This window comes from Chryseobacterium sp. 'Rf worker isolate 10', from assembly GCF_050753305.1.
Classification (GTDB): domain Bacteria; phylum Bacteroidota; class Bacteroidia; order Flavobacteriales; family Weeksellaceae; genus Chryseobacterium.
The window spans coordinates 1,077,379-1,102,479 of sequence record NZ_JBOZOF010000001.1 but is presented as its reverse complement, the minus strand read 5'-3'; the positions used below and the strand labels follow the sequence as shown (position 1 = coordinate 1,102,479).

Genomic DNA, 25,101 nt, shown 5'->3' with positions numbered 1-25,101 from the left:
AAGCACCGCCAGGGCGATGCTTTTCCAGTATATTTAAATTGATTTTAAAGAGCAAGTACTCTTACGTCAATTCTTCTGTTTTTTGCTTTACATTCATCAGTATCATTCGCTTCACATACAGGATGCTGTGATCCATATCCTTCTGCTTCTATTCTGTCTGCTGAAATCCCTAATTCAAGAAGTTTCAGTTTTGCCGTTTGTGCTCTTAAATTGGATAACTTGATATTACTATCCTCATTACCGCTATTGTCTGTATATCCGCCTAATTTAATTTTTAAATCAGGATAGGCATTTAAAATTTCAGCCAATGTATTCACCTGGAGTACGGATTCTGCTTTCAGATCACTTGAACCCGTTTCAAAATATAGATTTTCAATCGTGTACCATTTATTTGGGTCCAATGCAGATTTATCTTTCTGTTTAACCACATTATAAAGCTGATAAAGCTGGCTTCCATCTCCAATGGCAATCGTTTTTCCTCCATCCAGCTTTATTTTCTGAATATTTCCGGTTTCATACACAAAGTCACCGCTTTCATTAAGGTGTCCTTTAATTTCTCCCGGAACAGCAGTAATGATTTTTGTATCTCCATTTACCCCTGTTGCAGCGGTAGCAATCCCTGTAAGACTTTCAATTTTTGCTTTTCTGTTCGCTTCAATTTTATCTTTATGTAAAACAGCCAAAGTAGGTGCAATAACCAATGAAACAATTGACATTAATTTGATCAGGATGTTCATAGATGGTCCTGAAGTATCTTTAAACGGATCTCCCACCGTATCTCCTGTAACGGATGCTTTATGAGGTTCTGAACCTTTATAGTAAGTCTGGCCATTGATATCAACGCCTTTTTCAAATGATTTTTTAGCATTATCCCAGGCACCTCCTGCATTATTCTGGAACATTCCCATCAGGACACCACATACCGTAGCACCAGCAAGGAATCCTCCCAATACTTCAGGTCCGAAAATAAATCCGATTAATAGTGGAGAAACAATGGCTATAGCCCCTGGCAGCATCATTTTTCTGATGGATGCGTCTGTAGAAATAGCCACACATTTTTCATATTCCGGCTGCGCTTTTCCTTCCAGAATTCCGGGAATTTCACGGAACTGCCTTCTTACTTCTTCTACCATTGCCATAGCTGCTTGTCCTACAGCTGTAATTGCCAATGATGAAAAGATAAACGGAATCATTCCCCCTACAAATAGCCCGGCAAGAACATCTGCTCTGTAAATATCAATACCGTCAATTCCTGCAATTCCTACAAATGCAGCAAATAAAGCCAAGGCCGTCAAAGCAGCTGATGCAATTGCAAATCCTTTTCCTGTAGCTGCGGTTGTATTTCCTACGGCATCCAGAATATCTGTTCTTTCACGTACTTCTTTAGGAAGTTCACTCATTTCAGCAATACCTCCTGCATTATCCGCGATAGGTCCAAAAGCGTCAATAGCAAGCTGCATCGCTGTGGTAGCCATCATTCCTGCAGCCGCAATAGCCACTCCGTAAAGTCCGGCACACAGATAAGAACCATAGATACCACCTGCAAGTACAAGAATCGGAAGTAAAGTGGATTCCATACCCACGGAAAGTCCCCCTATAATATTAGTTGCATGTCCTGTAGAAGACTGTCTCACGATACTGGAAACCGGTCTTTTACCCATTGCGGTATAATATTCAGTAATAATACTCATTAAAGTTCCTACTACCAGCCCTACCATAATAGCTCCGAATACTCCCATTTTAGTAAACTCATGACCTCTGAGAACCATTTTTTCAGGAAGAATATAGGTTACAAGAAAGTAAGAAGCAATAGCAGTAATCACAATGCTTCCCCAGTTTCCAAGATTTAATGCATTCTGCACACTTGAAGTGGATGAGCCTTCATTATCATTAATTTTCACAAATAAAGTTCCGATCATTGAAAATATTATTCCTGTTCCTGCAATCAGCATAGGTAAGAGAATTGGAGCAAAGCCTCCAAAAGCATCATCAGAAACAGTTTCTCTGCCCAATACCATTGTTGCAAGAACTGTTGCTACATAAGATCCAAAAAGGTCAGCTCCCATTCCCGCAACATCTCCTACATTATCACCTACGTTATCTGCAATCGTTGCAGGGTTTCGGGGATCATCTTCGGGAATTCCTGCTTCTACTTTCCCAACAAGGTCAGCTCCTACGTCTGCAGCTTTTGTATAAATACCACCTCCTACTCTTGCAAAAAGGGCAATAGATTCAGCTCCCAAAGAAAATCCGGTAAGAATCTCAATGGTTTTTTCCATTTCATGCGAATCTACTGTGGCTTCGGGTGCAAAAATCTGTTTAATAATAAGAAATAAAGCTCCTAAACCTAAAACAGCCAGCCCGGCAACTCCCATTCCCATTACAGAACCTCCTGTAAAAGAGACTTTCAGGGCTTTTGATAATGAGGTTCTTGCTGCTTCTGCGGTCCTCACATTCGCTTTAGTAGCGATTTTCATTCCGATGAAGCCTGCTGATGCGGAGAAAATAGCTCCAACAGCAAAAGCAATTCCGATACTCCAATGTGAGTTGGCGTTTGTAGATCCCATCACAGCCAGTAAAATGGCGACTACAACAACAAAGTACGTTAAGATTTTGTATTCAGCCTTTAGAAAAGCCATTGCACCGTCTGCAATATGGCCGCTGATTATTTTCATTTTTTCATTTCCGGCATTCTGTTTATTGACCCAGTTGCTCTGAAGAAATGTGTAAAGTAAAGCTACGACACCAAAAATTGGCACTAACATAAATAGATCCATAGTTTAATATTTTTTTGGTAATAGAAAATTAAATATAATAAATAATTACCATCAAAGCGTTAAAAATTTTAACAGTATGACGTTTGTCATCAAAAAAAATAAAAATACCGCAATGGAATAACAGGGATCTAAATCTACAAAAAACGGTACTGAATAAAGGTTTCAGGAGGAATCATCTGAACTAAAACCCTTAAATAATTTAAACATTTAAGAGTTAATAGATAATAAGAATTTCCATAAAAAGTAAGATTGCTTCACATTCTGTTCGCAATGACAGTTTTATATTCAAATAATTGCTTTAATTAAACAACAAAAGGGTAAACAGAAACCTGTCTACCCTTTTGTTGTATTGAATTAAGAGAATCTTATCCTCCGAATTTATCTGCATAGTCTGTTTGAGAAGCTTTAATCACTTTTCTTGCGTGCTCAGCTCCGTAAACCTCCTGGATTCTGCATTTTGCTGGTTCATCCGGTAAGTTTTTATACGTAAGGAAGTAGTGCATCAATCTTTTTACTTCTGCTTCTGGTAATTCAGCAATATCTCTGAAGTGTCCGAAAGCGTGGTCATTGATCATTACTGCAACAATTTTATCATCAGCTTCTCCTCCATCGATCATTTTGAAACCTCCAATTGGAATAGCTTCCATCAATAAACCTCCCGCATGGATGTTGTGAGAACTTAAAACACAAATATCAAGAGGATCATGATCTCCCATTGTAACATCAGTAGCTCCTGATTCTACAGCCAGTCTCATCACTTCTTTGTCACAGTATGTTCTTGGAACAAAACCATATAAAGCAGGGATAATGTTAGAGAATTTCTGAGGTCTGTCTACCTTTAAATATCCTGTTTCTTTATCTACTTCATATTTAATAGTATCTGAAGGAACAATTTCCACAAATACATTTACAACATTTGGCGCATCTTCTCCTGCAGAAATTCCGTGCCATGGATGTGCTTTAAAATTTGGAATCATTATTTATCTGTTATTTTTTAAGTTATTATTAAAATTTCTTTTCTTAGGTCTTCTATTGTTTCAACAATATAATCATTGCCTTCCATATAGTTCATGATGAAAATCGTTTTGAATTCATCCAGCTGAACTTCTCCTTTCAGTCCGTCATAGGTTTTGTGAAGCAGTTCTATGATTGCATTTTTAGAATCTACAATATTCTTCCAGGAATTTTTTGTGATGTATAACTGTTGTGAAGAGTTATATTCAAATTCTTCGTTGATTGTCTTTTCGGTGAGGAAAATAAACTCATGAACGGCAAGGTCTCTGTCAAACCTCTGGATAAGGTTTGACGGTTTCATTCTGTCCAGAAACAGGGTCATTCTTTCGTAAGAATGTGCCTTATTTTCTGAATTCGACTTCACGCTAAGTAGTTTGATTTCCTGGTTTTTAAGGGTAATGTACGAGTGTACAAATTGTCTAAGCAAAACCAGAAAAGGAATTGCAATAATTAATGCAAATGCATACGGTAAATATCCTGAGAGACTCGTCATAATTTTAGACTGCAAAATTACTAATTATTTTCCGTCTTCTAAAGAGTTTTTAAATATATCCACTCTAGAACTTTGTATATAAATTAATGCCAGCATAATTACGAGATAAAAGCCCAGCATCATCCTGTTTACCAGAGACGGAAAAATCAGGAATCTTAATATGACTGTTCCATAAATAATAGCAAAAAATAAGATCTGAGCCTGAGTTTTTTTATTTCGAATGGAAAAATTATTAGCCAGAATAATGACTATAAAAATCAAAAGAATCGGAAAATACGAAGCATTGAACTCCAGCATTATCTTACTTTTAATAAAATGAACATAATCTGAAAAGGAAAACGGATCAGGCTGTGAAACAGGATAAATCTGAACTTTTGTAAACTGGTTCATAAAAAGTACAGACCACGAAACCTGATTAAAAGCCTGTATCAAGCAGAATGAAAGAACCAGATAGCCATATGATATCAATAATGGAGCTGTTTTTACCTGGAGTTTGTTTCTGTAAAAATAAATAAGAACATACAGGAATGAATAAAGAATAAAATATTCCGGTCTTGTCAGAATACACAGCATAGCAAAGATACCTGTCCAAAAGATATTTTTTCTAATGATAAATGTATAAAAGCTTAAAAGCAGCAACAGACATGATAAAGAATCAGGAGAAGCATGTCTGCTCGACTCTAAAACAGGCTTGAACAGGGAAATTAAAACTGTTATGATAAAGGCTAAGTTATAGTTTCGTAAAATCTTAACCAGAAAACTGAAAATAAGGATAAGAATCAGTGCATAAGAAATAATTGAAATCAGAAATGTAGAGGTAGAGGCACTGAAACCTAATTTAAAGAATGACCAGTTGACAAAATTATAAAATGGTTTTACAGCAAAAAGCTGTAATTCTTCTTCATAAGCTTTTGGATTTTCTGATAATACTTTGTAATAAGTACTTTCACCTTCTGCTACTTCTTCCACCATTGGATCTATAGGTCCTAATCCCGCAAAATCAGGATTTTTTCCCCTCAGTTCATAATATACATTCTGATGAATTTCTTCAATTTTCATATTGGGAAATTCTGTTTTATAAATCAGCCCCATATACGCTTCCATATCAGTGTTGTAATACTGGTGGGTATACAGGTAGTATGACATGATGCATACATAGATTGAAAAGATAAAAACAAGAATATTTTCCCTTTTTTTCATACATGACTATTATAAGAATACAAATGTAAAAAAACTATCTTTTAAACCTGTATTCTTCTAAAGAGCTTTTACAATAAAGGATAAATGTCTATCAAAGTTCAAAAAGTGCCGGTCTTTGAGTCACTTCGTGATAGCAAACGCTATTTTCATCAAAAAAGTGATATACAAGACTCTTTCTCGTTCTGTTCTTATCAGTATGAGGTTCTCCGCCATGAAGAATATTAGCATGCCAGATTAATAAATCTCCTTTTTTTGCTTTAAAAACTTCTTTTTTTAATCCCAGCTCCTGTACTTTTTCTTCAAGGAATGTTTCATAAGCTCTATAACTTTTCTTACCAATTTTCATGGATGTACCTTCATTATCATAATCAGAATTTAGGAAATAAGGCAGTTTGTGGCTTTTAGGAATATAGTGCAGAGCACCATTTGTTTCATCTACATCTTCCAGTGCAATCCAGACTCCCAGCAATCCTCCTAGTGGATAAGTGGTCATGTGAATACTGTCTGAGTGCGTTTTTTGCTGGCTCCCGTTAATAAAATTAATACTTTGGAAGAGTTTAGATTTTCCGTCCAGTAAAACAGACAAAAAGTCAAGCAATTCTTTATCGCTTCCAATATTTCTGATGATTTCCGAATGGTGAATTGCAAACATCAGTTTCCCTCCGTAGATAAACTTCAATGTACCATCTTTCATCAGGTTATCAATTTCCGTATTGATTTGATCTGCCGTTTCCGATGTCAGGAAATTTCTCAGAATCAGGTAACCCCGATCATCATACTGAAGAGCACTTTCTTTGTTTTCTTCCGACAGCTTCTTAAAAAAAGGAGTTTCTGTAAGTTTTGAATAATCTACCTTTCTGCTGCAGGTAGGAAGATGCGCAAAATCTTTACTCGAAATACTTGAAAAATAGTTCTTTTTGATTCCGTATTTTTTATAAAGTGGAATATTATGCTTTAACTTATTCTTTTTAAACAAGTTATAAAGCATATATGATAGTTTGTACTGACGAATCTGTTGTAACATAACTGTTTTAGTAAGGATTTTATAAAGTTACGGAATATTACTTAATTAGAACCAATCTAAACAATGCTTTTCATCATAAAAAGGATTTCCTGTTGATGATAAGATACCCTAATTTTTTAAAAAGATTTTTTTTTGAATTTTCAATAATACCGTAAGGTCTAAGCTCCGGGCGAAATCCCCTGAAAAATTCTTCAATATTAGGTAACTCTCCCCCTTCAAAATCAAAAATATGAGTTTCTATATTTTCTTTAAGAATATGATCAATCAATACAGAAGCGCCTGATAATTTGACGTAATCTTTATCATTAAAATTACCTAAAAGGGCTATCATATTACAGTCTGTATAAGTAGCAATAACGTTGATAATCTTATTTTGATAATAAAAAGCGGTAAACTTCAGATAATTTGACTTGTGAAAGCTTTCAAAAATTCTCATGAATTCACCCAGGTCATCATCTTTACTAAGCCCTATTGTATTAGCTTCAATGAAGGCTTTTGCTTTGTCGTAAGAAATAGTCCGGATTTCAGATTCTTTTAAAATATCCTCACCCAGCCTAAGTTTTCTTTTCCTTTTGGGAGAATATCCTGCATATATTTTTTCATAATTATCCGGATATAATAAAAAGTTTTTCTTGATTCTGATCTTTGTACGAAGCTTGTTTACATCATTAAACGGATATGCCCTGATCATGTAATTTTTTTCCAGATATTCTAAAAAAGCCTCATTGAGATCAATATTATCTTTCCCGGAAAAAACACCAAGCTGCTGGCAAAGTTTCGGATTGTGAACAATTTTCATCCCATATTTTCTTACAAAGGGCACAGGCATTACCGCTTCATAATCTTTATAAACAAGAATATCCCACGGCATTGTTGAAGTAGTATCTAAAAATGTTTTTGTAGCAGAATATTTTCTTTGTTCGGAATTTTCTAAACATTGAGCATATTTTACAAAATCAATTTCATGGTATTTCAATCTTCTAATCATAATAATCCTGAGTCCGAAAAACTAAAATAGGAGTCCTGCGTGACAATAATATGGTCCAAAAGCTGAATACTTAATGTATTTCCGGCTTCTTTTATTTTTTGTGTAATATTGATATCTTCCCGGCTTGGTTTTAAACTTCCGGAAGGATGATTATGGGCAATGATAATACCCGTTGAAAAATGATCTAATGCCGTTTTATATAGAATTCTAACATCTACAATAGACTGGCTTATTCCACCCTGTGTCAATTGCGAAACATGAATTACTTTATTGTTATTATTCAGTAAAATAGCCCAGAACTCTTCTGTTCTCAAATCAGAAAGCTGGTTTCTAAGAATCATATAAGCATCATGACTATTACCGATAATTGTTTTTTCAGGAATTTCCTGCGCAGCCCTTCGTCTCCCGATTTCTAAAGCTGAAATAATCGAAATAGCTTTTGACTCTCCAATACCTTTAAATTTCATCAAATCTTTAGCGGAAAGTAAGCTCAACTGATGCCAACTGTTATTAACAGAAGTTAAAATTCTCCGTGCCAGTTCCAGAGCATCCTCTTCTCTATTTCCACTTCCCATAATAATTGCCAGCAGTTCAGAATCAGAAACTGAGCTTTTACCTTTCTGCAAAAACTTTTCTCTGGGTCTGTCATCTTCGGCAAGGAGTTTTATGGACATGGAAATAAATTATAGATGAATATTATCAATTAATAGAAAGCATATAAAATCACCGGTTTCGTAGATTGATCAATATATTTTGCGGTTTCTTTAAGAGCATTTACAGAAAGCATCGGACACCCTAAGCTCAGGCATGCAGGAGTCTGAGATTCTACATCCGGAATACAACCGTAAGAATGAAGAACAATTGCTCTTTCCATGGCATTGCTATTTGTAGAGTCCAGACCTTTTAAACGATATGCTTTTCCAAATTTTCCTACATAGCTTTCTCCAATGGCATATTTTCCAAGAGATGACTGATAGGAACCTTCAACATTACTGAATTTCAAAGCATCTGATCTTGGGATAACAGAGCCTGAACCATGAGACACAACAGCTTGTTGTACAATGGTATTCTTTTTCAGATTATAAATGAAGTAACGGTATTTTCCGGAAGGTATCTTAAAGTTGATAAAAACAGCCAGTTCCTGATTATACTCTTTTCCTTTAATATAATTTTTAATCTCTGAAATCTTTGCCTGAGGTACATTCAGTGAATTCAACTGCTGGGATTCGGCTTTTGAACAGGAAATTAAAATGAGAAAAAGAAAAATAAAGTGTTTCATCATCTGGTATTGTATGCTTCTATTCTATGATCATTCCGTCTTTCATCACAAGTTTGCGGTCTGTAATTTCTGCAAGATTCGGATTGTGGGTTACAATCACAAATGTCTGGTTATATTTATCTCTAAGATCGAAGAACAGTCTGTGAAGATCATCTGCGTTCTTGGAATCCAGGTTTCCTGTAGGTTCATCTGCAAAAATAATTTTAGGTGAATTGATTAAAGCTCTTGCTACGGCTACCCTTTGCGCTTCTCCACCTGAAAGCTGATTGGGTTTATGCTGCAGTCTTTGTTCTATTTTTAAATCTTCAAATAAAGCATACGCCTTTTCAAGTGCTTCTTTTTCATTGGCTCCGGCTATTTTTGTCGGAAGCAATACATTTTCCAGGGCTGTAAACTCCGGAAGGAGCTGATGAAACTGAAATACAAAACCAATATTCTGATTTCTGAACTTCGACAACTGCTTATCATTCATATTAATAAATGATTCTCCTGCTATTTCAATTTCAGTATCATATTTGTTTGACTGAGTTGGATGATCCAAAGTTCCCAAAATCTGCAGCAATGTGGACTTACCTGCTCCAGATTCTCCTACAATAGAAACTACCTCACCCATTTTGATGTGAATATCAACACCTTTCAGTACTTCTAAATTCCCATAAGATTTATGGATATTTCTTGCTTTAATCATGATTCAAAAATAGTAATTTGATTTTGAAATTCCATCAAAAAGTACAGTGATAATTTTCAATTCTCAAATTGATATAACAAAAAAACCTCCCGGCTTGGGAGGTTTATTATTTTCGATTCAGAAAATTACAGTAACAATGTTAATGGACTTTCTAAATAAGTTCTTAATGTCTGTAAGAATTGAGCACCTGTAGCGCCATCTACCACTCTGTGGTCACATGCCAATGAAAGTTTCATGGTGTTTCCAACTACGATCTGACCATCTTTAACGATTGGTTTTTCGATAATTGCTCCTACTGAAAGGATTGCAGAGTTTGGCTGGTTGATGATACTTGTAAATGTCTCGATTCCGAACATTCCTAAGTTAGAAATAGAGAATGTAGATCCTTCCATTTCATTAGCTTTAAGACCTTTACTCTTAGCTCTTGAAGCCATATCTTTTACGGATGCAGAAATCTGAGTATACGTCATCTGATCTGTATTTTTCAATACAGGAACTACCAATCCGTCAGGAATAGCTACTGCCACACCAATATTGATATTTCCTCTGTGAATGATCTTATCACCTGCCCAGCTTGAATTTACCTGAGGGTGTTTTCTTAAAGCAATTGCAGTAGCCTTAATGATCATATCATTGAAAGAGATCTTAGTATCTGGTAAAGAATTGATTTCTTTTCTTGCCTCAATTGCTTTATCCATATTGATCTCAACCATCAGATAATAGTGAGGTGCAGAGAATTTACTTTCAGAAAGACGTTTTGCAATAATATTTCTTACTTGTGAATTTTGAGTCTCTGTATCTTCACCCTGTACGAATTTTACTGCGGCAGGAGCAGCGCTTACTGCCGGAGCTGAAGCAGCCGGTTTCGCAGCTGGCTGATAATTTTCAATATCTTTTTTAACGATTCTTCCGTTTTCACCAGATCCCTGAACACTGTTGATATCAACTCCTTTATCCTGAGCCATTTTCTTAGCCAGTGGAGAGATTGCTACTCTTTCAGAAGATGAAGAATTGGCAGCCGGAGCAACTTTTTCTTCTGTTTTAACCTCCGCTTTTTGTTCAGCTGGTTTTTCAGCAGACTGAGCGGCAGCTTTTGGAGCACCTACAGCAGAAATATCAGTTCCTGCAGGGCCAATGATTGCCAATACTGAGTCTACGGGAGCAGCACCTCCTTCTTCTACACCTTGCTTCAATAATACGCCATTGAATTCAGATTCGAAATCCTGTACCGCTTTATCTGTTTCGATTTCAGCAAGAAGATCACCTTCTTTTACTGTATCGCCTACATTTTTGTGCCATTTAGCTACTTTACCTTCTGTCATTGTATCAGAAAGTCTTGGCATTGTAATAACTTCTACTCCAGCCGGAACTTCTGTTGCAGCAGGCTCAGCAGTTTCTGCTTTAGGCTGTTCTTCTGATTTTTTTTCTTCAGTTGCAGCAGCAGGAGCAGCAGCTCCACCTGTCAATCCTGAAACATCTTCTCCTTCATTCCCGATAATAGCTAAAACAGAGTCTACAGCAGCAGCACCTCCTTCTTCTACACCTACGTATAAAAGGGTACCTTCTATTTCAGATTCGAAATCCTGAACAGCTTTGTCAGTTTCAATTTCAGCTAAAATATCTCCTTCTTTTACTTTATCTCCTACTTTTTTATGCCATTTTGCCACCTTACCTTCCGTCATAGTGTCGGACAGGCGGGGCATCGTAATTACTTCTGCCATAATTTATTTTAATTTGAAAATTTAGCAATCTGAAAATTTGAAAATTAAAAAAGGACATGTTCTATCACATTTTCAAATTCTCAAATTGTCAAATTAACTCATTATCTTTTAGTTTTCTAATTTGTCTAGGAATGGATAATCTTCCTGAGCATATACATACTCATAAACTTTTTCAGCATCCGGATACGGAGAGTTCTCCATAAATTCGATACATTCGTCAACGAAGTCTCTTGACTTGTTGTCCATCGTTTCCAATTCTGCTTCTGTAGCCCATCCGTTTTCTAAAATTCTGTGTTTTACAAGCTCGATTGGGTCATCATTTTTATGAATAGCAACTTCTTCTTTAGATCTGTATGGCTCAGCATCAGACATAGAGTGTCCTCTGTAACGGTAAGTTCTTGCTTCAATGAAAGTAGGTCCGTCTCCTCTTCTTGCTCTTTCAATAGCCTCATAAGCAGCTTCAGCTACTTTTTCAGGATCCATTGCATCTACAGCAAGACAAGGCATTTCGTATCCTAATCCTAATTTATAGATATCTTCGTGGTTGGCAGTTCTTTTTACAGAAGTTCCCATTGCATATTGGTTGTTTTCTACAACAAATACTACAGGAAGCTTCCAGTTCATTGCCATGTTGAAAGTCTCATGTAGAGAACCCTGTCTTGCAGCACCATCTCCAAAGAAACAGATGTTCACTGCTTTTCTGTCGAAATATTTATCTGCAAAAGCAATACCAGCTCCCAAAGGAATTTGTCCTCCAACGATACCGTGTCCTCCATAAAAACGGTGTTCTTTACTGAAAATGTGCATAGATCCACCCATACCTCCGGATGTTCCGGTAGCTTTACCGCAAAGTTCAGCCATGATTCTCTTTGGATCTACTCCCATCGCCATTGGATGGATGTGGCATCTGTAAGCAGTAATCATGCTATCCTTTGTAAGATCCATTGCATGTGTAAATCCTGCAGGAATAGCTTCCTGACCGTTGTACAAATGTAAAAAACCTCTGATCTTTTGTTTTAGGTAAAGAGAACGGCATTTGTCTTCAAACCTTCTCCACATTGTCATATCTTCATACCACTTCAGGTATACCTCTTTAGAAAATTCTTTCATGTGTTAGCTCTTGCTTTTTTATGATGAAATAGTTGAGCAAAATTATGAAAAAAACTTTGTTTTTATTCTATACATAGATAACTTTTCGTTTTTTCTACAAAATCTATTTGCGGGCTGAGTGAATTATTCTTAATTTTCGACCCTTTGACAGCCCCATAAAACAGCTTCTCTTCTGTTATTTTTCTAATGTTATATTTATAGAATTGGCCTATTGATGTGGTTCTTATGAAATAATATATGGAACAGGAATATCGGAAATTTATTACACTTTCTCTCTTGCTTCCTCTCTCTTTAATTATTGTTAACATAACTTTTGGTTATTTTCCAGTCTTATTTTTCTCAAAAAAACTATGGGTTTTGCAAACTTTTCCTAAATTCATTAAAGAATTTAACAATAAATTAAAACAGTCAATATTCTAATAAACATATTAATAAACAATGACTTCAAACTTATTTTGACGCTCTGCTGCTGCTTGGTTTTTGAGGTTATAATGGTATATTTGATTTTTAAACTTGATTATGGAAGAAAAGCAGTCTTCATTATTACACAAAATTTCAAAGGTCATCTCAGATTTTTTTAATCCATTGGTCTCTCTGGTTCTGTATTTTGTATATATGAGTATCAGGGAATACACTCTTAAAGATTCTATCCTGTACTTTCTTCCTATATTATTAATGGTCATTATTCCGGTTGTCATATGGCTGATATGGAATGTAAAAACAGGAAGATACACTAATATGGATGTGTCTAATCGGGTTCAAAGGAAGACGTTATATATATTTATTGCAGCCTGCGTAGTCGCTTATCTTGCTTTTAATTATATCAAAAACGGATATGTAGATCTGGTTATGCTCTTTATTCTTGTTCTTCTTTTTGCCCTTCAGATCAGTAATCTTTTTATTAAAAGTTCGATGCATACAGCCTTCAATGTATTTGTAGCGGCATTATTCTTTACACTGAACTGGAAAATGGGTCTGATATGGCTGGGGATTGCCGCTTTGGTAGGAATCACCCGTATTATTTTAAAAAGACATACCGTAAAAGAAGTATTTATGGGAGCTGGAATAGCTTTTCTGGTATCTTTTATCTATCTTTATTGCAATATTCAATTTCAACATTAGAATACTCTATGAAAATAAATCATCTTACTGCCGCAGAAGAAAACTTTATGAAGCTGTTTTGGAAAATGGAATCTTTCTATCTGAAGGACGTTATGGAGCAGCATCCGGAACCAAAACCACACCAGAACACGGTTTCCACTTATTTGAAAATATTAGTTGAAAAAGGCTATCTGTCTACTGTAAAAGAAGGCAGAATCTTCAAATATACGGTGCTTGTTCCTTTGGAAGAGTATAAAAAATTCCTATTGAAAGAGCTTTCACATCAATTTTTCAGTGATTCCGGGAAGGAAATTTTAGAACTTTTATTAACAGAAAAATTAATTTCCCAGGAAGATATGAAAGGGCATTTTGATCTTAAAATCGAAATAAAACCATCAAAAATTGAAGAACCTAAGTTTGAATTTGCTGAAGAAATCCTAAGTCCAAGAAAAGATAAGAAAACCAAAGGAAAAGAGAAAGACAAAGAAAAGGACAAAAAGAAGAAAAAGAAAAAAGATTAAATCTAAACAAAAAAACACCAAATCATGAAAACAAAATTCCAGGAAACTTTAAGCCGGGCCAATAAAGTCATTTTCCGATATCCTATAATCTTGGTAATGGCTTTATTAGCTTCTGTTGGCGCCATATGCATTGTTGAAACCGAGCATAATGAAATAACCACATATATCAAACTCACCATTTGTGCCTGTCTCGGAATTTCTCTGATGTTTGCTCTGAAAATGCTATCACAGAGGATGGGAAAAGAATTGCTCCTGCACTTATCCGGTATTGCATTTCTTGTTGGATTTTATTTTATTCTGCCGGATAAAAAAAACAACTTCACAGAGGACTATGTTTACATTATTGCCGTTACAGCACTTCTCTCCCACTTACTGGTTTCTTTTATTCCGTTTCTTGATAAAAACAGAGAACTTCGGTTTTGGCAGTACAATAAAAACCTTTTTGTCAATTTCTTTCTCACTGTTGTATTTACAGGGGTTTTGACTGGTGGAGTTGAATTAGCCATATTAGCCGTTGATAAACTTTTTGATTTTCATTTTCACCACAGGATTTATACAGATACTTTTTTTGTTCTGGCTATTTTCGGGAGCAGTTTTATTTTTCTTTTGTTTAATGATAAAGGTCTCAATAATCTTGAAAAAGACGGAACATATCCTATCGTTTTAAAGTTTTTCACTCAGTTTATTCTAATTCCGCTGCTGCTTATTTATGCAGCTATTCTTTATTTTTATTCATTTAAAATTCTTATCAATTGGGAACTGCCAAGAGGCTGGGTCTCTTACCTTGTTTTAGCTTATAGTACCGTGGGTATTCTGGCATTGCTTCTTGTGCATCCATTAAAAGAAGAGAATGCAAAATCATGGGTTAAAATATTTTCAAAGGCATTCTATTATACGATTGTTCCTTTAATTGTATTGCTTTTCACAGCAATTTTTACCCGAATTTTAGAATACGGCTATACAGAACCAAGATATTTCGTTCTCCTGCTTGCTCTATGGCTGCTGAGTATTGTTCTTTACTTTATTTTCAGCAAAAGAGCTACGATAAAGTTTATTCCCGTAAGTTTATTTTTGTTTGGTGCTTTTGCATTGATTTTCCCTTATCTTAATGCTTTTAGTGTTGCAAAGAGAAGTCAGAAAACAGAATTAATGAATATTTTAAGTCAACATCAGCTTATCAGCGCCGGTACAATTAATTTTAACAAGAAAGTTACAGACACCATCCGTAATGAAATTGCTGATAAATTTGAATTTCTGGCTGAAAGAAAACAGGTTGAATTTTTATCGACTCTGTTAAATGAAAAAGATCAGTCTGAATTAACAGATCATATCACAACCGGGGCATTTTACAGTATAAGATATGATATCCAGAACAAATTTTCAGATGTAAATGTCACAGTAAAAAATAAAGCATACGAAATAAACAGGCTTGTTCTTATTTCAGAAAAGCAGGCTTTAGAAATTGGAAATTATCAATATTTACTTTCTTTCTACCGTTATAGCAGAGATCCTCAAAAACTGAACGGAGATCAGCTTCAACTTACAGACCAGCTGACTGATAAATCTTCATTAAAATTAAGTTTAAATTCCAAAGAAGAAGTAGATTTCGGACCACAGATCATCAAACTGTTTGAGGAAAATAAAAACAAAACCGGAAATATAAAAGTTCCTGAAATAGCGATGGAATCTGACTTAGGGAAGTATCATATAAAGCTTATTTTCAGTGAAATCACAAAGGAAAAATATTCCGATGATAATCAGGCAAGTATTTATTACGAGAATGTTTATTTACTAATCAGATTAAAATAATAAAAGAGGCTATCTTACGATAGCCTCTTTTATTTATATGAATATTTATTGATCTATTATATTATATTGGTTCAAAACCCACAGTGGGAATAATCTCCGTAGATCGATAAGCTTCCGTCATTTTGAAAAATATTCACAGGAAACTAAATTCCATAAAAAAAGCGGCTTAAAAGCCGCTTCATATTTTTTACCAACGATTTCCGCCGCCGTTACCTCCACGGTTGTTTCCACCACCGTATCCACCACCGTTTCCACGGTTGTTTCCGTAACCACCACCTCTGTTGTTGTCAAAGCTTCTTCTTGGCTTTTCTTCTCTTGGCTTAGCTTCAGATACGTTTAAAGTTTTTCCGTTGAATTCTTTTTGGTTAAGAGCTTCAATAGCTTGTTTTCCTTCTTCATCACCCATTTCTACGAAACCGAAACCTCTGGAACGACCAGTTTCTCTGTCTGTAACAATTTTAGCTGATGATACGTCTCCAAATTCTGCGAATAGATCGTGCAACTCATACTCTTTAGTTGCGTAATTGATGTTTGAAACAAAAATGTTCATTTTAAAATAAATTAAAAAATTAATAAAAATTTGGTATATAAAAGAAAAACAACATAAATTAATGAACAAATATTGATTCCAAATATAAACGTATGCAAGATACAATTAAAAATTTCAAATCAAAGCTTTTTTTAAATATTTCTCACATTATGTTGAATCCAAAGAAGAAAAAGGCATATAAAATATATTTAAATAACTGATTATCAAATAATTAATATGGAATAACTTTTTTCATAAAATTAGTTAAAAATTAAAAACAAATGCCAACCCTAAACCCTCAAAATCAAGCCAATACGATTAATATTGTTATCATCTCAATCCTTATCAACGTACTATTCTTTATGAAATTATAAATCCTGAGCCAAAATATGAAACTACACACCACAAATTATACCAACACACTTATTGAAGTTGCCGAAGACTGCCCTGTTCCTCTGGCACAAATTCCTCCTGAAAAAAAAGAAAAAACATTAGCCAATCTTCAGTATGAGAAACTTATAAAAAGTCCTTATACATATTCTTCAGACGATATTGTTTTTGAGTGTTATGCTATTAAAAATGATATTTCAGAAAATGAAAAGCAAGAAGAAAGAGAAAAATTCTTTTCAAAAGGGCAGCCTTGCCTCCGCTGTTCTCCTTTAGCCAAGAAATATGGATTTGGGTTTCATCATAATTCGGAAGGAAAAGTGGCTTTGTATCCTATAGAAAGTAAAGAATATCAAACGCTATTGAATGATACCTCTATCACAAAAACCAAAGCAATGCGTTCCAAAAGAAAATGATTGAGAAAATGAATGATTCTTTTCAGATCAATAAATACTATTCTTTTGAATACATCGGCTTTTAATACTAAATTTGTACTGCAAATTATTAAAAGATATGAACTACCATACAAGAAAATGGGTAAAACCCGAAGACTTAAATCCCAACCACTCTCTTTTCGGGGGAAGACTGCTGCAATGGATAGATGAAGAAGCTGCTCTTTATGCAATTATTCAGCTGGAAAATACAAAAGTAGTAACCAAATTTATCTCTGAAATCAATTTCGTAAGCTCTGCAAAACAGGGAGACATTATAGAAATAGGAATTGAAGCTTCCCATTTCGGGTCTTCTTCTATTACTTTAAGGTGTGATGTAAGAAACAAAATGACTCATCAAACCATTATTACAGTAGAAAAAATCGTTATGGTAAACCTTGATGCAGAAGGTAATCCTGCTCCTCACGGCAAAACTCAGATTGAATTCGTAAAAGACAGGTTAAACAGCAGTCTATGAAAATTTTCATAAAAAACATGGTCTGCAACAGATGCATTGCGGCGGTGGAGAACATCTTCCGTAATGCAGATGTAAAAATAAATGCAATCTTATTAGGTGAGATAGAAACAGAATCTGAAGTTTCTCCTGAAAAAATGCAGAACATAGAAAAGGAACTGCTTGATACAGGTTTCGAAAGAATCATGGATTCCGCGCATCAGACTGTGGAAAAAATCAAAAACCTTATTATTGTAAAAATCAGCGACCTTGATATTGCGGAAGATTTTCTGCTTTCGGAATTTTTAAGTTCAAAGCTCCATAAGGACTACAGCGCACTTTCAAAAACATTTTCACAAAACGAAAATATTACATTAGAACAGTTCTTTATTCTTCAGAAAATAGAAAAGGTAAAAGAACTCCTTCTGTATAATGAATTCAACCTTACCGAAATTGCCGGAAAATTGGGCTATAAAAGCGTACAGCATCTTTCTTCCCAATTCAGAAATACAACCGGGTTCACTCCTACTGAATTTAAAAAACTGAAAGAACATAACCGCAAAGCGCTCGACAATCTATAAGTAAGAGGGTTTGAGAGTTTGAGCGTGAAGGAGTCAAATATTCCTATTTCCCTTACAAAATCCTGATACGCTCACACCCTACACCTTTCTGACTTCTTCAACCTCTAACCTAATTTTATAACTATTATCCTTAAATTTATAACAACCTTAGTTTTCCATTTTGGAAATTTGCAGTATAAATTTAAGAATCATGGACCAACAGTATAAAATACTCGGAATGACCTGTTCCGGCTGCCAGAAAAAAATATCAAACCAACTGAACAGTATTGAAGGTGTGAAGGCCGATGTAAACCTGGAAAACAATACCGCAACAATTACGTCTGATCATGAGGTAAAACTTTCAGATTTAAATGATGCTTTGGCAGCAATAGGAAAATACAGACTTGAAGATCCGAATACTCCTGAGACAACTTTTGTAAAACCTCAGGATCGTGTATCTCCATCTTCGGTATACTATTGTCCAATGGAATGTGAAGGTGATAAAGTATATTTCAAACAGGGTGAAAGATGCCCTGTCTGCAAAATGTATCTGGTTCCTATTGAAGAAAAACTGGCGAAAGATCCTAATCACAAGCCTGCTTATTCAGCAACAAATCTTCCTGCAAATTTTAAAGACAGTATCGGAAAACATTATTGCCCAATGTTTTGCGAAGGTGATAAAGTATATGATGAAAAAGGAGAATGTCCGGTTTGCCATATGGATCTGGAACCGATCACTGAAGAACTTGCACAAAAAGCAGGCTTACATCAACATCATTCTCATTCCCACTCTCACCATGATCATCACAGCCATAACCATGAGACTCCAAAAGTGACTGATGAAATGGCGGGCAAATATTATTGTCCCATGTATTGTGAGGGTGACAAAACCTACGATTCCAATGTAGGATGCCCTGTCTGCGGGATGGATCTTGTGAAATATCCGGAAAAGAAAACCGCAAAATACACCTGTCCTATGCACCCGGAAATCATTCGCGACGAGCCGGGCGACTGTCCGATCTGTGGAATGGATCTCGTAAGAATGCCTGACAGCGGTGATGATGATGAGGACGAAACCTATAACATATTAAAAAGAAAGTTCATCATATCATTAGCGTTTACTATTCCGGTTTTCATTCTTTCAATGGGCGGAATGTTTATCAATTTTCCTTTCTCTCATCAGATTCAGGGATTTATTGAACTTGCGTTAACCCTTCCGGTGATGTTTTATTCAGGATGGTTTCTATTAAAAAGAGGCTGGGTTTCCTTCAAAACATGGAATCTCAATATGTTCAGTCTTATTGCTTTAGGTGTGGCTGCTGCATTTATTTTCAGTATTGTTGCTTTAATTTTCCCGGATATTATTCCCCATGAAATTCGTGGCCACAATCATGAAATTCCATTATATTTTGAGGCAGTCTGTGTGATTTTAACCCTTGTTATTTTAGGCCAGCTCATGGAAGCAGCAGCCCATAAAAAAACAGGAAATGCCATCAAAGAATTAATGAACCTTTCTCCGGATGAAGCCAACCTTATGGTAAACGGTGAAGAAAAGAAAGTCCTGCTTTCTCAGGTAAAAATTGGAGATTTATTAAAAGTAAAACCTGGCGAAAAAATTCCGGTAGACGGAAAAATTACTGAAGGAAATTCAATCGTTGATGAAAGTATGATTACGGGAGAACCTATTCCTGTTGAAAAAAGCGTAGATGATAAGGTCTCTTCCGGAACTATAAACGGCAATCAGGTATTCATCATGAAGGCGGAAAAAGTAGGTGATGAAACACTGCTTTCGCAGATCATTAAAATGGTAAATGAAGCCAGCCGAAGCAAAGCTCCCATCCAGAAACTTACCGACAAGGTTTCAAAAGTATTTGTGCCTGTAGTAATTCTTATTGCTATGCTTACTTTTATTCTGTGGCAGTTTTTCGGCCCGGAAGGAAAAAGAAGTTTATTTGCTTTCGTGAATGCTGTAGCTGTTTTAATTGTAGCATGTCCATGTGCTCTTGGTCTTGCAACTCCTATGTCCTTAATGGTAGGAATAGGAAAAGGAGCTAAAAACGGAATCCTGATCAAAAATGCGGAAGCTCTTGAGCAGATGAATAAAATAAATGTTCTGATCACCGATAAAACAGGAACTTTAACGGAAGGAAAACCATCAGTAGAATATATTGAAACTGTAGCCGGAGATCAGAATCAGATCTTAAAACTGGCTTTTTCTTTAAATCAAAATTCTGAACATCCACTTTCCAATGCTGTTATAAAAAGAGCAAAAGAAGAGAATGTAACGGCTGAAAAAGTAGATCAGTTTGAAAATATTTCCGGAAAAGGAGTGAAAGGAAATATCAACGGTAAAACAGCTTATTTAGGAAATGAAAACCTATTAACCTCACATCAAATCGCTATTCCTGAAAACTTAAAACAAAAAGCAGTAGAAGTACAGTCAAAAGCGCATACCATTTCTTATATCGCACAGGATCAGCAGGTGCTTGGGTTCATAAGCTTTACGGATAAAATCAAAGAAAGCTCCAAAAAAGCAGTGAAACAGCTGATGAGTGAAGGAATAGATGTTATCATGATGACAGGAGATAACGAGCACACAGCAAAAGCCGTAGCTGATGAATTAGGCATCAAACATTTTAAAGCCAACTGCCTTCCTGAAGACAAACTGAATGAAGTAAAAAGACTGCAACAACAGGGTAAAATCGTAGCAATGACCGGAGATGGGATCAATGACTCTCCTGCTCTTGCCCAGTCTGATGTAGGAATTGCCATGGGAACAGGAACTGATGTCGCCATTGAAAGCGCTGAGATTACTTTATTAAAAGGAGATATTTTAGGCGTTGCAAAAGCAAAACTCTTAAGTGAAAAACTTCTCAAAAACATTAAAGAAAACCTGTTCTTCGCGTTCATCTATAATGTATTGGGAGTTCCGGTAGCGGCAGGATTATTGTATCCATTCTTTGGAATTCTGTTATCACCTATGATTGCAGCTGCAGCAATGAGCATCAGTTCTCTCTCCGTGATTCTGAATTCATTGAGACTAAACTCCGTGGATCTGGATATAAAATAATTATCATGAAAAAAGAAAATCTTTACATAGGGTGTTCAGGATTTTATAATAACGACTGGAAAGGGTCTTTATATCCTGAAGATGCTAAGAGTAAAGATTTTCTTTCTTTATATTCCCAAACATTCAATGCTGTAGAAATCAATTCTACTTTTTACAGAAAACCAACCTCAAAAACCCTTTTGAAGTGGTATGATGAAACACCTGATTCTTTCAGGTTTTTTATTAAAATTCCAAAATCAATAACCCATCAAAGTCGGCTTGAAAATTCTAGGGAAGAAATTGCAGCATTCTGTAATCATATCCAAAGTCATTTAAAAGACAAACTATCCGGGTTTCTTTACCAGCTCCCTCCTTCCTTTAAAAATACTCCGGAAAATACAGAACGTATTGTTCATACTCTTGACCACAGTTTTCTGAATGTCATTGAATTCCGTCACAACTCGTGGTGGCAAAAAGAAATCTTTGACCTTTTAAAAGATCTTAATACAATCTTTTCAGGTGTAAGCTTTCCCGGTGATCTTCCTGAAAATGTTATCATCAATCATCCGGAAATTCTTTATTACAGACTTCACGGTAAACCCATTCTTTACAAATCTGAGTACAGCAAAGATTTTATGAATGAACTTGCAGAAAAAATTAAAAACAGTGGGAAAACGGCTTATATATTTTTCAATAACACCTGGGGAACAGCTGCAATTAATAATTCATTGTATTTAAAAAATATTTTAGAATAAGTCTACAGCTTTTGTTAAAATAAAATAATTCCCTATCAAATGAAGAATATTGAAACTTCAACAAACATAGAAAAAAACTATCGTTTTCATATTTATAAATGTTAAAAACAGAATTAAACCAAATCATAAATTCGCAATTCAGCTGTTAATGGAAAAATGCCTTACAATAAAGTTCTTAAAATAAACTTAAAAAGAAAAAATACTGCACAGCATGGCATGTAATTTGTTAATTTTCATATGTTATTTTTAACGATTTTTAACAATTTAAAATTCCATTATCTTTATGAGAAAAATTTTTGCGGGAAAGTCAAAAAACATGACTTTTCTCGGGATGTTTGCATTGGTGAGTGCATCTTCGGTTTTATTGAACAGCTGTAATTTCAAGAATGAGGTGAATGACCCGGTCGTCAATTCACAAGAACATCCTTCCGCAGAAATAGTCCCCGATGATATGGACGATGAAAGCGTAGACCCGGATAAAAGAGTGATCTACCTTACCTTCGATGACGGTCCCAACCAGGGAACCGAAAATCTTTTAAAAATTCTGGATAAAAGAAACGTTTGTGCAACCGCTTTTCTGGTGGGTAAACATGCTTATGGAAGTAAAAGGCAGAAAGATGATTTACTGCTTCTGAAGCAGAATCCTCTTGTAGAACTGGCTAACCACAGTTTCACCCATGCCCATAATAAATACACCGATTTTTATAGAAATGCAGACGCAGTGGTGCACGATTTTGATATTGCCAAAGACAGCCTGAAGCTTTCTGATAAAATTGCCAGAACTCCAGGAAGAAATATCTGGAGGCTCAACAATATTAATGTAACGGATATTAAAAGTTCCACAGCAGCGGCAGACGGTCTTAAAAAAGCCGGCTACAAAGTAATCGGCTGGGATCTTGAATGGAGACCTTCCCAAAAAATGACTTTGAAAGGAAGCCATGAGGCTATGATCAAAAAGGTTGACAGTATTTTCTTGAATGATCTTGAAAAAACTTCCAGACATCTTGTTTTTCTTACTCATGATCAATATCTGAGAGATGCAGATTCTATCAACGAACTGGATCTTTTTATTGAAAAATTACAGAAGAGCAACAAGTTTGTTTTCAGAAAGATTTCTCAGTATCCCAAGATTAATGAAGTACTGAATTAATTTACTGCAAAACGTATTCATACCTGGCAACTGTCAGAGAATTTTCGGAAATTTGCATCTATGAGTATTAAAGAAAATTATAAAACTATAAAAGACCAGCTGCCATCCCATGTTCAGCTGGTTGCTGTTTCAAAAACACATCCGGCTTCTGCAGTTCAGGAAGTGTATGATCTGGGACAAAAAGTTTTTGGAGAGAATAAGGTACAGGAACTGATGGAAAAATCCCCTCTCCTGCCTCAGGATATCCAATGGCACCTTATTGGCCACCTACAAACCAATAAAGTGAAGTACATTGCCCCTTTTATAGATACTATACAAAGTGTAGATTCTGAAAAATTATTGGCAGAAATCAACAAAGAAGCAGGAAAAAATAACAGAACAATAAAAGTCCTTCTGCAGGTAAAAATTGCTGCTGAAGAAACCAAGTTTGGCCTTGAAATCTCTGAAGCCAAAGATCTTTTCCAGCAATATACGGATGGCAATTTTCCTCATGTGGAAATTACCGGTTTAATGGGAATGGCAACCTTCACAGATGATGAACAGCAGGTCAGAGATGAATTTTTAATCCTGAAGGGACTTTTTGATGAATTAAATAAATTAAAAACAATAAATACCTTATCAATGGGAATGAGTGATGATTTCCCTGTTGCCATTGAGTGTGGTGCTAATTCTGTGAGGGTTGGATCTGCAATTTTTGGCAGAAGAGACTATTCAAAATAGATATTTAGGTATAGTTTTTGCTAATAATTGAAACAAAAAATTTAAATTTGCAACTATGCAAAAAATCCTTATAGTAGAAGACGAAAAAGCAATCTCGGGAGTACTTCACAGTATTCTTTCGGATGAACTCACCGATTATGAATTTGTTATCGCAGAAGACGGCCTTGAAGGTTACAAACAGGTAGAAAAAGAAGATTTCGCATTGGTGATTTCTGATATCAAGATGCCTAAGGTTTCAGGAACCGAATTGTTGAAGCAAAGTCTCGCACTAAAACCAGAAACTACTTTTATTATGATCTCAGGCCACGCAGATATTGATTCTGCCGTTTCTTGTTTGAGAGAAGGTGCATATGATTTTATTTCCAAGCCAATTGATATCAACAGATTGATCACAAGTGTGAAAAACGCTTTGGCTAAGGAAACGCTGAAGAAAGAAAACAAAAATCTTCAGACCGAAAACAAAACTTTAAAAAGAAAAGTAAGCAAAAAATATCAGATGATCGGTGATTCTCCTGCTCTTCAAAAGATTCAGGATATGATCGAAAAAGTAGCAGTTTCTGATGCCAGAGTACTTATTACAGGTCCTAACGGTGCCGGAAAAGAACTGGTAGCTCATGCTATTCATAACCAAAGTGACCGTGCAAGAGGACCTATGATTGAGGTAAACTGTGCTGCCATCCCATCTGAACTTATTGAATCTGAACTTTTCGGACATGTAAAAGGATCTTTTACAGGGGCGATTAAAGATAAGCAGGGAAAATTTGAGCAGGCTAACGGAGGTACTATTTTCCTTGACGAGATTGGTGATATGAGTCTTATTGCTCAGGCTAAAGTATTGAGAGCACTTCAGGAAAGCAAAGTTTCTCCTGTAGGAAGTGATAAAGAAATCAAAGTGGACGTAAGAGTAATTGCGGCCACCAATAAAAATATGCAGAAAGAAATTGAGGAAGGAAAATTCAGAGAAGACCTTTACCACAGACTTTCTGTTATTGAAATCTACGTTCCACCATTGGATGATAGAAAAGGAGACATCAAATTGTTGGTTGAACATTTTTCAGGTATGATTGCTGATGAGCATGGTACAGCTGTGAAAAAGTTTGACGATAAAGCTATTGATGCTTTAAAAGCGCTTTCATGGACTGGAAATATCAGAGAATTAAGAAACGTCGTTGAGAGGTTGATTATTCTTGGTGGAAATACTGTTTCTGAAGGTGACGTTGCAAGTTTTGTAAGGAAATAATAACGCTATTATTTACAATATTATAAAAATTTGCAGTGTTACCACTGCAAATTTTTTTTTTGCCCTATTTGAATTATAAACTATATGAATCTTAAAATATT

The 25,101-nt window shown here is 35.5% G+C and carries 23 protein-coding genes; 11 read left to right on the top strand and 12 right to left on the bottom strand.

What is annotated here, in order from left to right; translation table 11 throughout:
• Positions 1-44: 44 nt before the first annotated feature.
• The 11 genes from LKL37_RS04830 to pdhA all read right to left on the bottom strand — a co-directional run bounded on the left by LKL37_RS04830 (position 45) and on the right by pdhA (position 12,294).
• Positions 45-2,777, bottom strand: a complete 2,733-nt coding sequence (locus LKL37_RS04830) for a sodium-translocating pyrophosphatase (protein ID WP_431609459.1) — start codon at positions 2,775-2,777, stop codon at positions 45-47.
• A gap of 365 nt (positions 2,778-3,142) precedes the next feature.
• Positions 3,143-3,754 carry an inorganic pyrophosphatase gene (locus LKL37_RS04825; RefSeq protein ID WP_149831792.1) on the bottom strand — a complete coding sequence of 204 codons (612 nt, stop codon included), beginning with the start codon at positions 3,752-3,754 and terminating at the stop codon, positions 3,143-3,145.
• Between the two features lie 17 nt (positions 3,755-3,771).
• Positions 3,772-4,284 (bottom strand): hypothetical protein, encoded by a 513-nt coding sequence (locus LKL37_RS04820; RefSeq protein ID WP_105703471.1) that lies wholly within the window; start codon positions 4,282-4,284, stop codon positions 3,772-3,774.
• Positions 4,285-4,308: 24 nt separating this feature from the next.
• Positions 4,309-5,484 (bottom strand): hypothetical protein, encoded by a 1,176-nt coding sequence (locus LKL37_RS04815; protein WP_431609458.1) that lies wholly within the window; start codon positions 5,482-5,484, stop codon positions 4,309-4,311.
• Positions 5,485-5,575: 91 nt separating this feature from the next.
• Positions 5,576-6,508 carry a phytanoyl-CoA dioxygenase family protein gene (locus LKL37_RS04810; RefSeq protein ID WP_431609457.1) on the bottom strand — a complete coding sequence of 311 codons (933 nt, stop codon included), beginning with the start codon at positions 6,506-6,508 and terminating at the stop codon, positions 5,576-5,578.
• 73 nt (positions 6,509-6,581) lie between these two features.
• Positions 6,582-7,496, bottom strand: coding sequence for a hypothetical protein (locus LKL37_RS04805; RefSeq protein ID WP_431609456.1), 915 nt, complete (start codon positions 7,494-7,496; stop codon positions 6,582-6,584).
• Complete coding sequence (radC, locus tag LKL37_RS04800; RefSeq protein WP_431609455.1) at positions 7,493-8,170, bottom strand: RadC family protein; 678 nt, start codon at positions 8,168-8,170, stop codon at positions 7,493-7,495. Before radC ends, LKL37_RS04805 begins: the two co-directional genes overlap by 4 nt.
• Positions 8,171-8,199: 29 nt before the next feature.
• Complete coding sequence (locus tag LKL37_RS04795; RefSeq protein WP_431609454.1) at positions 8,200-8,778, bottom strand: murein L,D-transpeptidase catalytic domain-containing protein; 579 nt, start codon at positions 8,776-8,778, stop codon at positions 8,200-8,202.
• Between the two features lie 16 nt (positions 8,779-8,794).
• Positions 8,795-9,463 (bottom strand): ABC transporter ATP-binding protein, encoded by a 669-nt coding sequence (locus tag LKL37_RS04790; RefSeq protein ID WP_047375239.1) that lies wholly within the window; start codon positions 9,461-9,463, stop codon positions 8,795-8,797.
• Between the two features lie 125 nt (positions 9,464-9,588).
• A complete protein-coding gene (locus LKL37_RS04785; protein ID WP_431609453.1) occupies positions 9,589-11,184 on the bottom strand; it encodes a 2-oxo acid dehydrogenase subunit E2 in 1,596 nt (531 codons plus the stop codon).
• 108 nt (positions 11,185-11,292) lie between these two features.
• Positions 11,293-12,294, bottom strand: coding sequence for a pyruvate dehydrogenase (acetyl-transferring) E1 component subunit alpha (gene pdhA, locus LKL37_RS04780; protein ID WP_105703461.1), 1,002 nt, complete (start codon positions 12,292-12,294; stop codon positions 11,293-11,295).
• A gap of 519 nt (positions 12,295-12,813) precedes the next feature.
• Between pdhA and LKL37_RS04775 the strand changes: the two genes are divergently transcribed.
• Genes LKL37_RS04775 through LKL37_RS04765 form a run of 3 tightly spaced genes read left to right on the top strand, consistent with a single transcriptional unit; the run spans position 12,814 to position 15,725 of the window.
• On the top strand, positions 12,814-13,416 hold the full coding sequence (locus LKL37_RS04775; RefSeq protein ID WP_431609452.1) for a phosphatase PAP2 family protein: 603 nt from the start codon (positions 12,814-12,816) through the stop codon (positions 13,414-13,416).
• Positions 13,417-13,424: 8 nt separating this feature from the next.
• Positions 13,425-13,916: a BlaI/MecI/CopY family transcriptional regulator gene (locus tag LKL37_RS04770; protein WP_431609451.1), complete on the top strand. Its 492-nt coding sequence runs from the start codon at positions 13,425-13,427 to the stop codon at positions 13,914-13,916.
• 24 nt (positions 13,917-13,940) lie between these two features.
• Positions 13,941-15,725: a DUF4153 domain-containing protein gene (locus LKL37_RS04765; protein ID WP_431609450.1), complete on the top strand. Its 1,785-nt coding sequence runs from the start codon at positions 13,941-13,943 to the stop codon at positions 15,723-15,725.
• Positions 15,726-15,912: 187 nt separating this feature from the next.
• Here LKL37_RS04765 and LKL37_RS04760 read toward each other — a convergent pair whose 3' ends face one another.
• Positions 15,913-16,275 (bottom strand): RNA recognition motif domain-containing protein, encoded by a 363-nt coding sequence (locus tag LKL37_RS04760; RefSeq protein ID WP_040999136.1) that lies wholly within the window; start codon positions 16,273-16,275, stop codon positions 15,913-15,915.
• Between the two features lie 368 nt (positions 16,276-16,643).
• Here LKL37_RS04760 and LKL37_RS04755 point away from each other — a divergent pair, with 368 nt between their 5' ends.
• The 8 genes from LKL37_RS04755 to LKL37_RS04720 all read left to right on the top strand — a co-directional run bounded on the left by LKL37_RS04755 (position 16,644) and on the right by LKL37_RS04720 (position 25,000).
• The gene (locus tag LKL37_RS04755; protein WP_431609449.1) at positions 16,644-17,057 is read left to right on the top strand and encodes a DUF6157 family protein; all 414 of its coding nucleotides are present in this window, start codon (positions 16,644-16,646) and stop codon (positions 17,055-17,057) included.
• A 97-nt stretch (positions 17,058-17,154) separates the two neighbouring features.
• Positions 17,155-17,550 (top strand): acyl-CoA thioesterase, encoded by a 396-nt coding sequence (locus LKL37_RS04750; protein ID WP_431609448.1) that lies wholly within the window; start codon positions 17,155-17,157, stop codon positions 17,548-17,550.
• Entirely contained in the window at positions 17,547-18,107 is a 561-nt protein-coding gene (locus LKL37_RS04745) for a helix-turn-helix domain-containing protein (protein ID WP_431609447.1), read from the top strand. Before LKL37_RS04750 ends, LKL37_RS04745 begins: the two co-directional genes overlap by 4 nt.
• A 190-nt stretch (positions 18,108-18,297) precedes the next feature.
• Positions 18,298-21,156, top strand: coding sequence for a heavy metal translocating P-type ATPase (locus LKL37_RS04740; RefSeq protein WP_431609446.1), 2,859 nt, complete (start codon positions 18,298-18,300; stop codon positions 21,154-21,156).
• Between the two features lie 5 nt (positions 21,157-21,161).
• Entirely contained in the window at positions 21,162-21,890 is a 729-nt protein-coding gene (locus LKL37_RS04735) for a DUF72 domain-containing protein (protein ID WP_431609445.1), read from the top strand.
• Between the two features lie 283 nt (positions 21,891-22,173).
• Positions 22,174-23,040, top strand: a complete 867-nt coding sequence (locus tag LKL37_RS04730; protein WP_431609444.1) for a polysaccharide deacetylase family protein — start codon at positions 22,174-22,176, stop codon at positions 23,038-23,040.
• Between the two features lie 60 nt (positions 23,041-23,100).
• On the top strand, positions 23,101-23,760 hold the full coding sequence (locus LKL37_RS04725; RefSeq protein WP_431609443.1) for a YggS family pyridoxal phosphate-dependent enzyme: 660 nt from the start codon (positions 23,101-23,103) through the stop codon (positions 23,758-23,760).
• A 55-nt stretch (positions 23,761-23,815) separates the two neighbouring features.
• On the top strand, positions 23,816-25,000 hold the full coding sequence (locus LKL37_RS04720; RefSeq protein WP_431609442.1) for a sigma-54-dependent transcriptional regulator: 1,185 nt from the start codon (positions 23,816-23,818) through the stop codon (positions 24,998-25,000).
• The last annotated feature ends 101 nt before the right edge of the window (positions 25,001-25,101 follow it).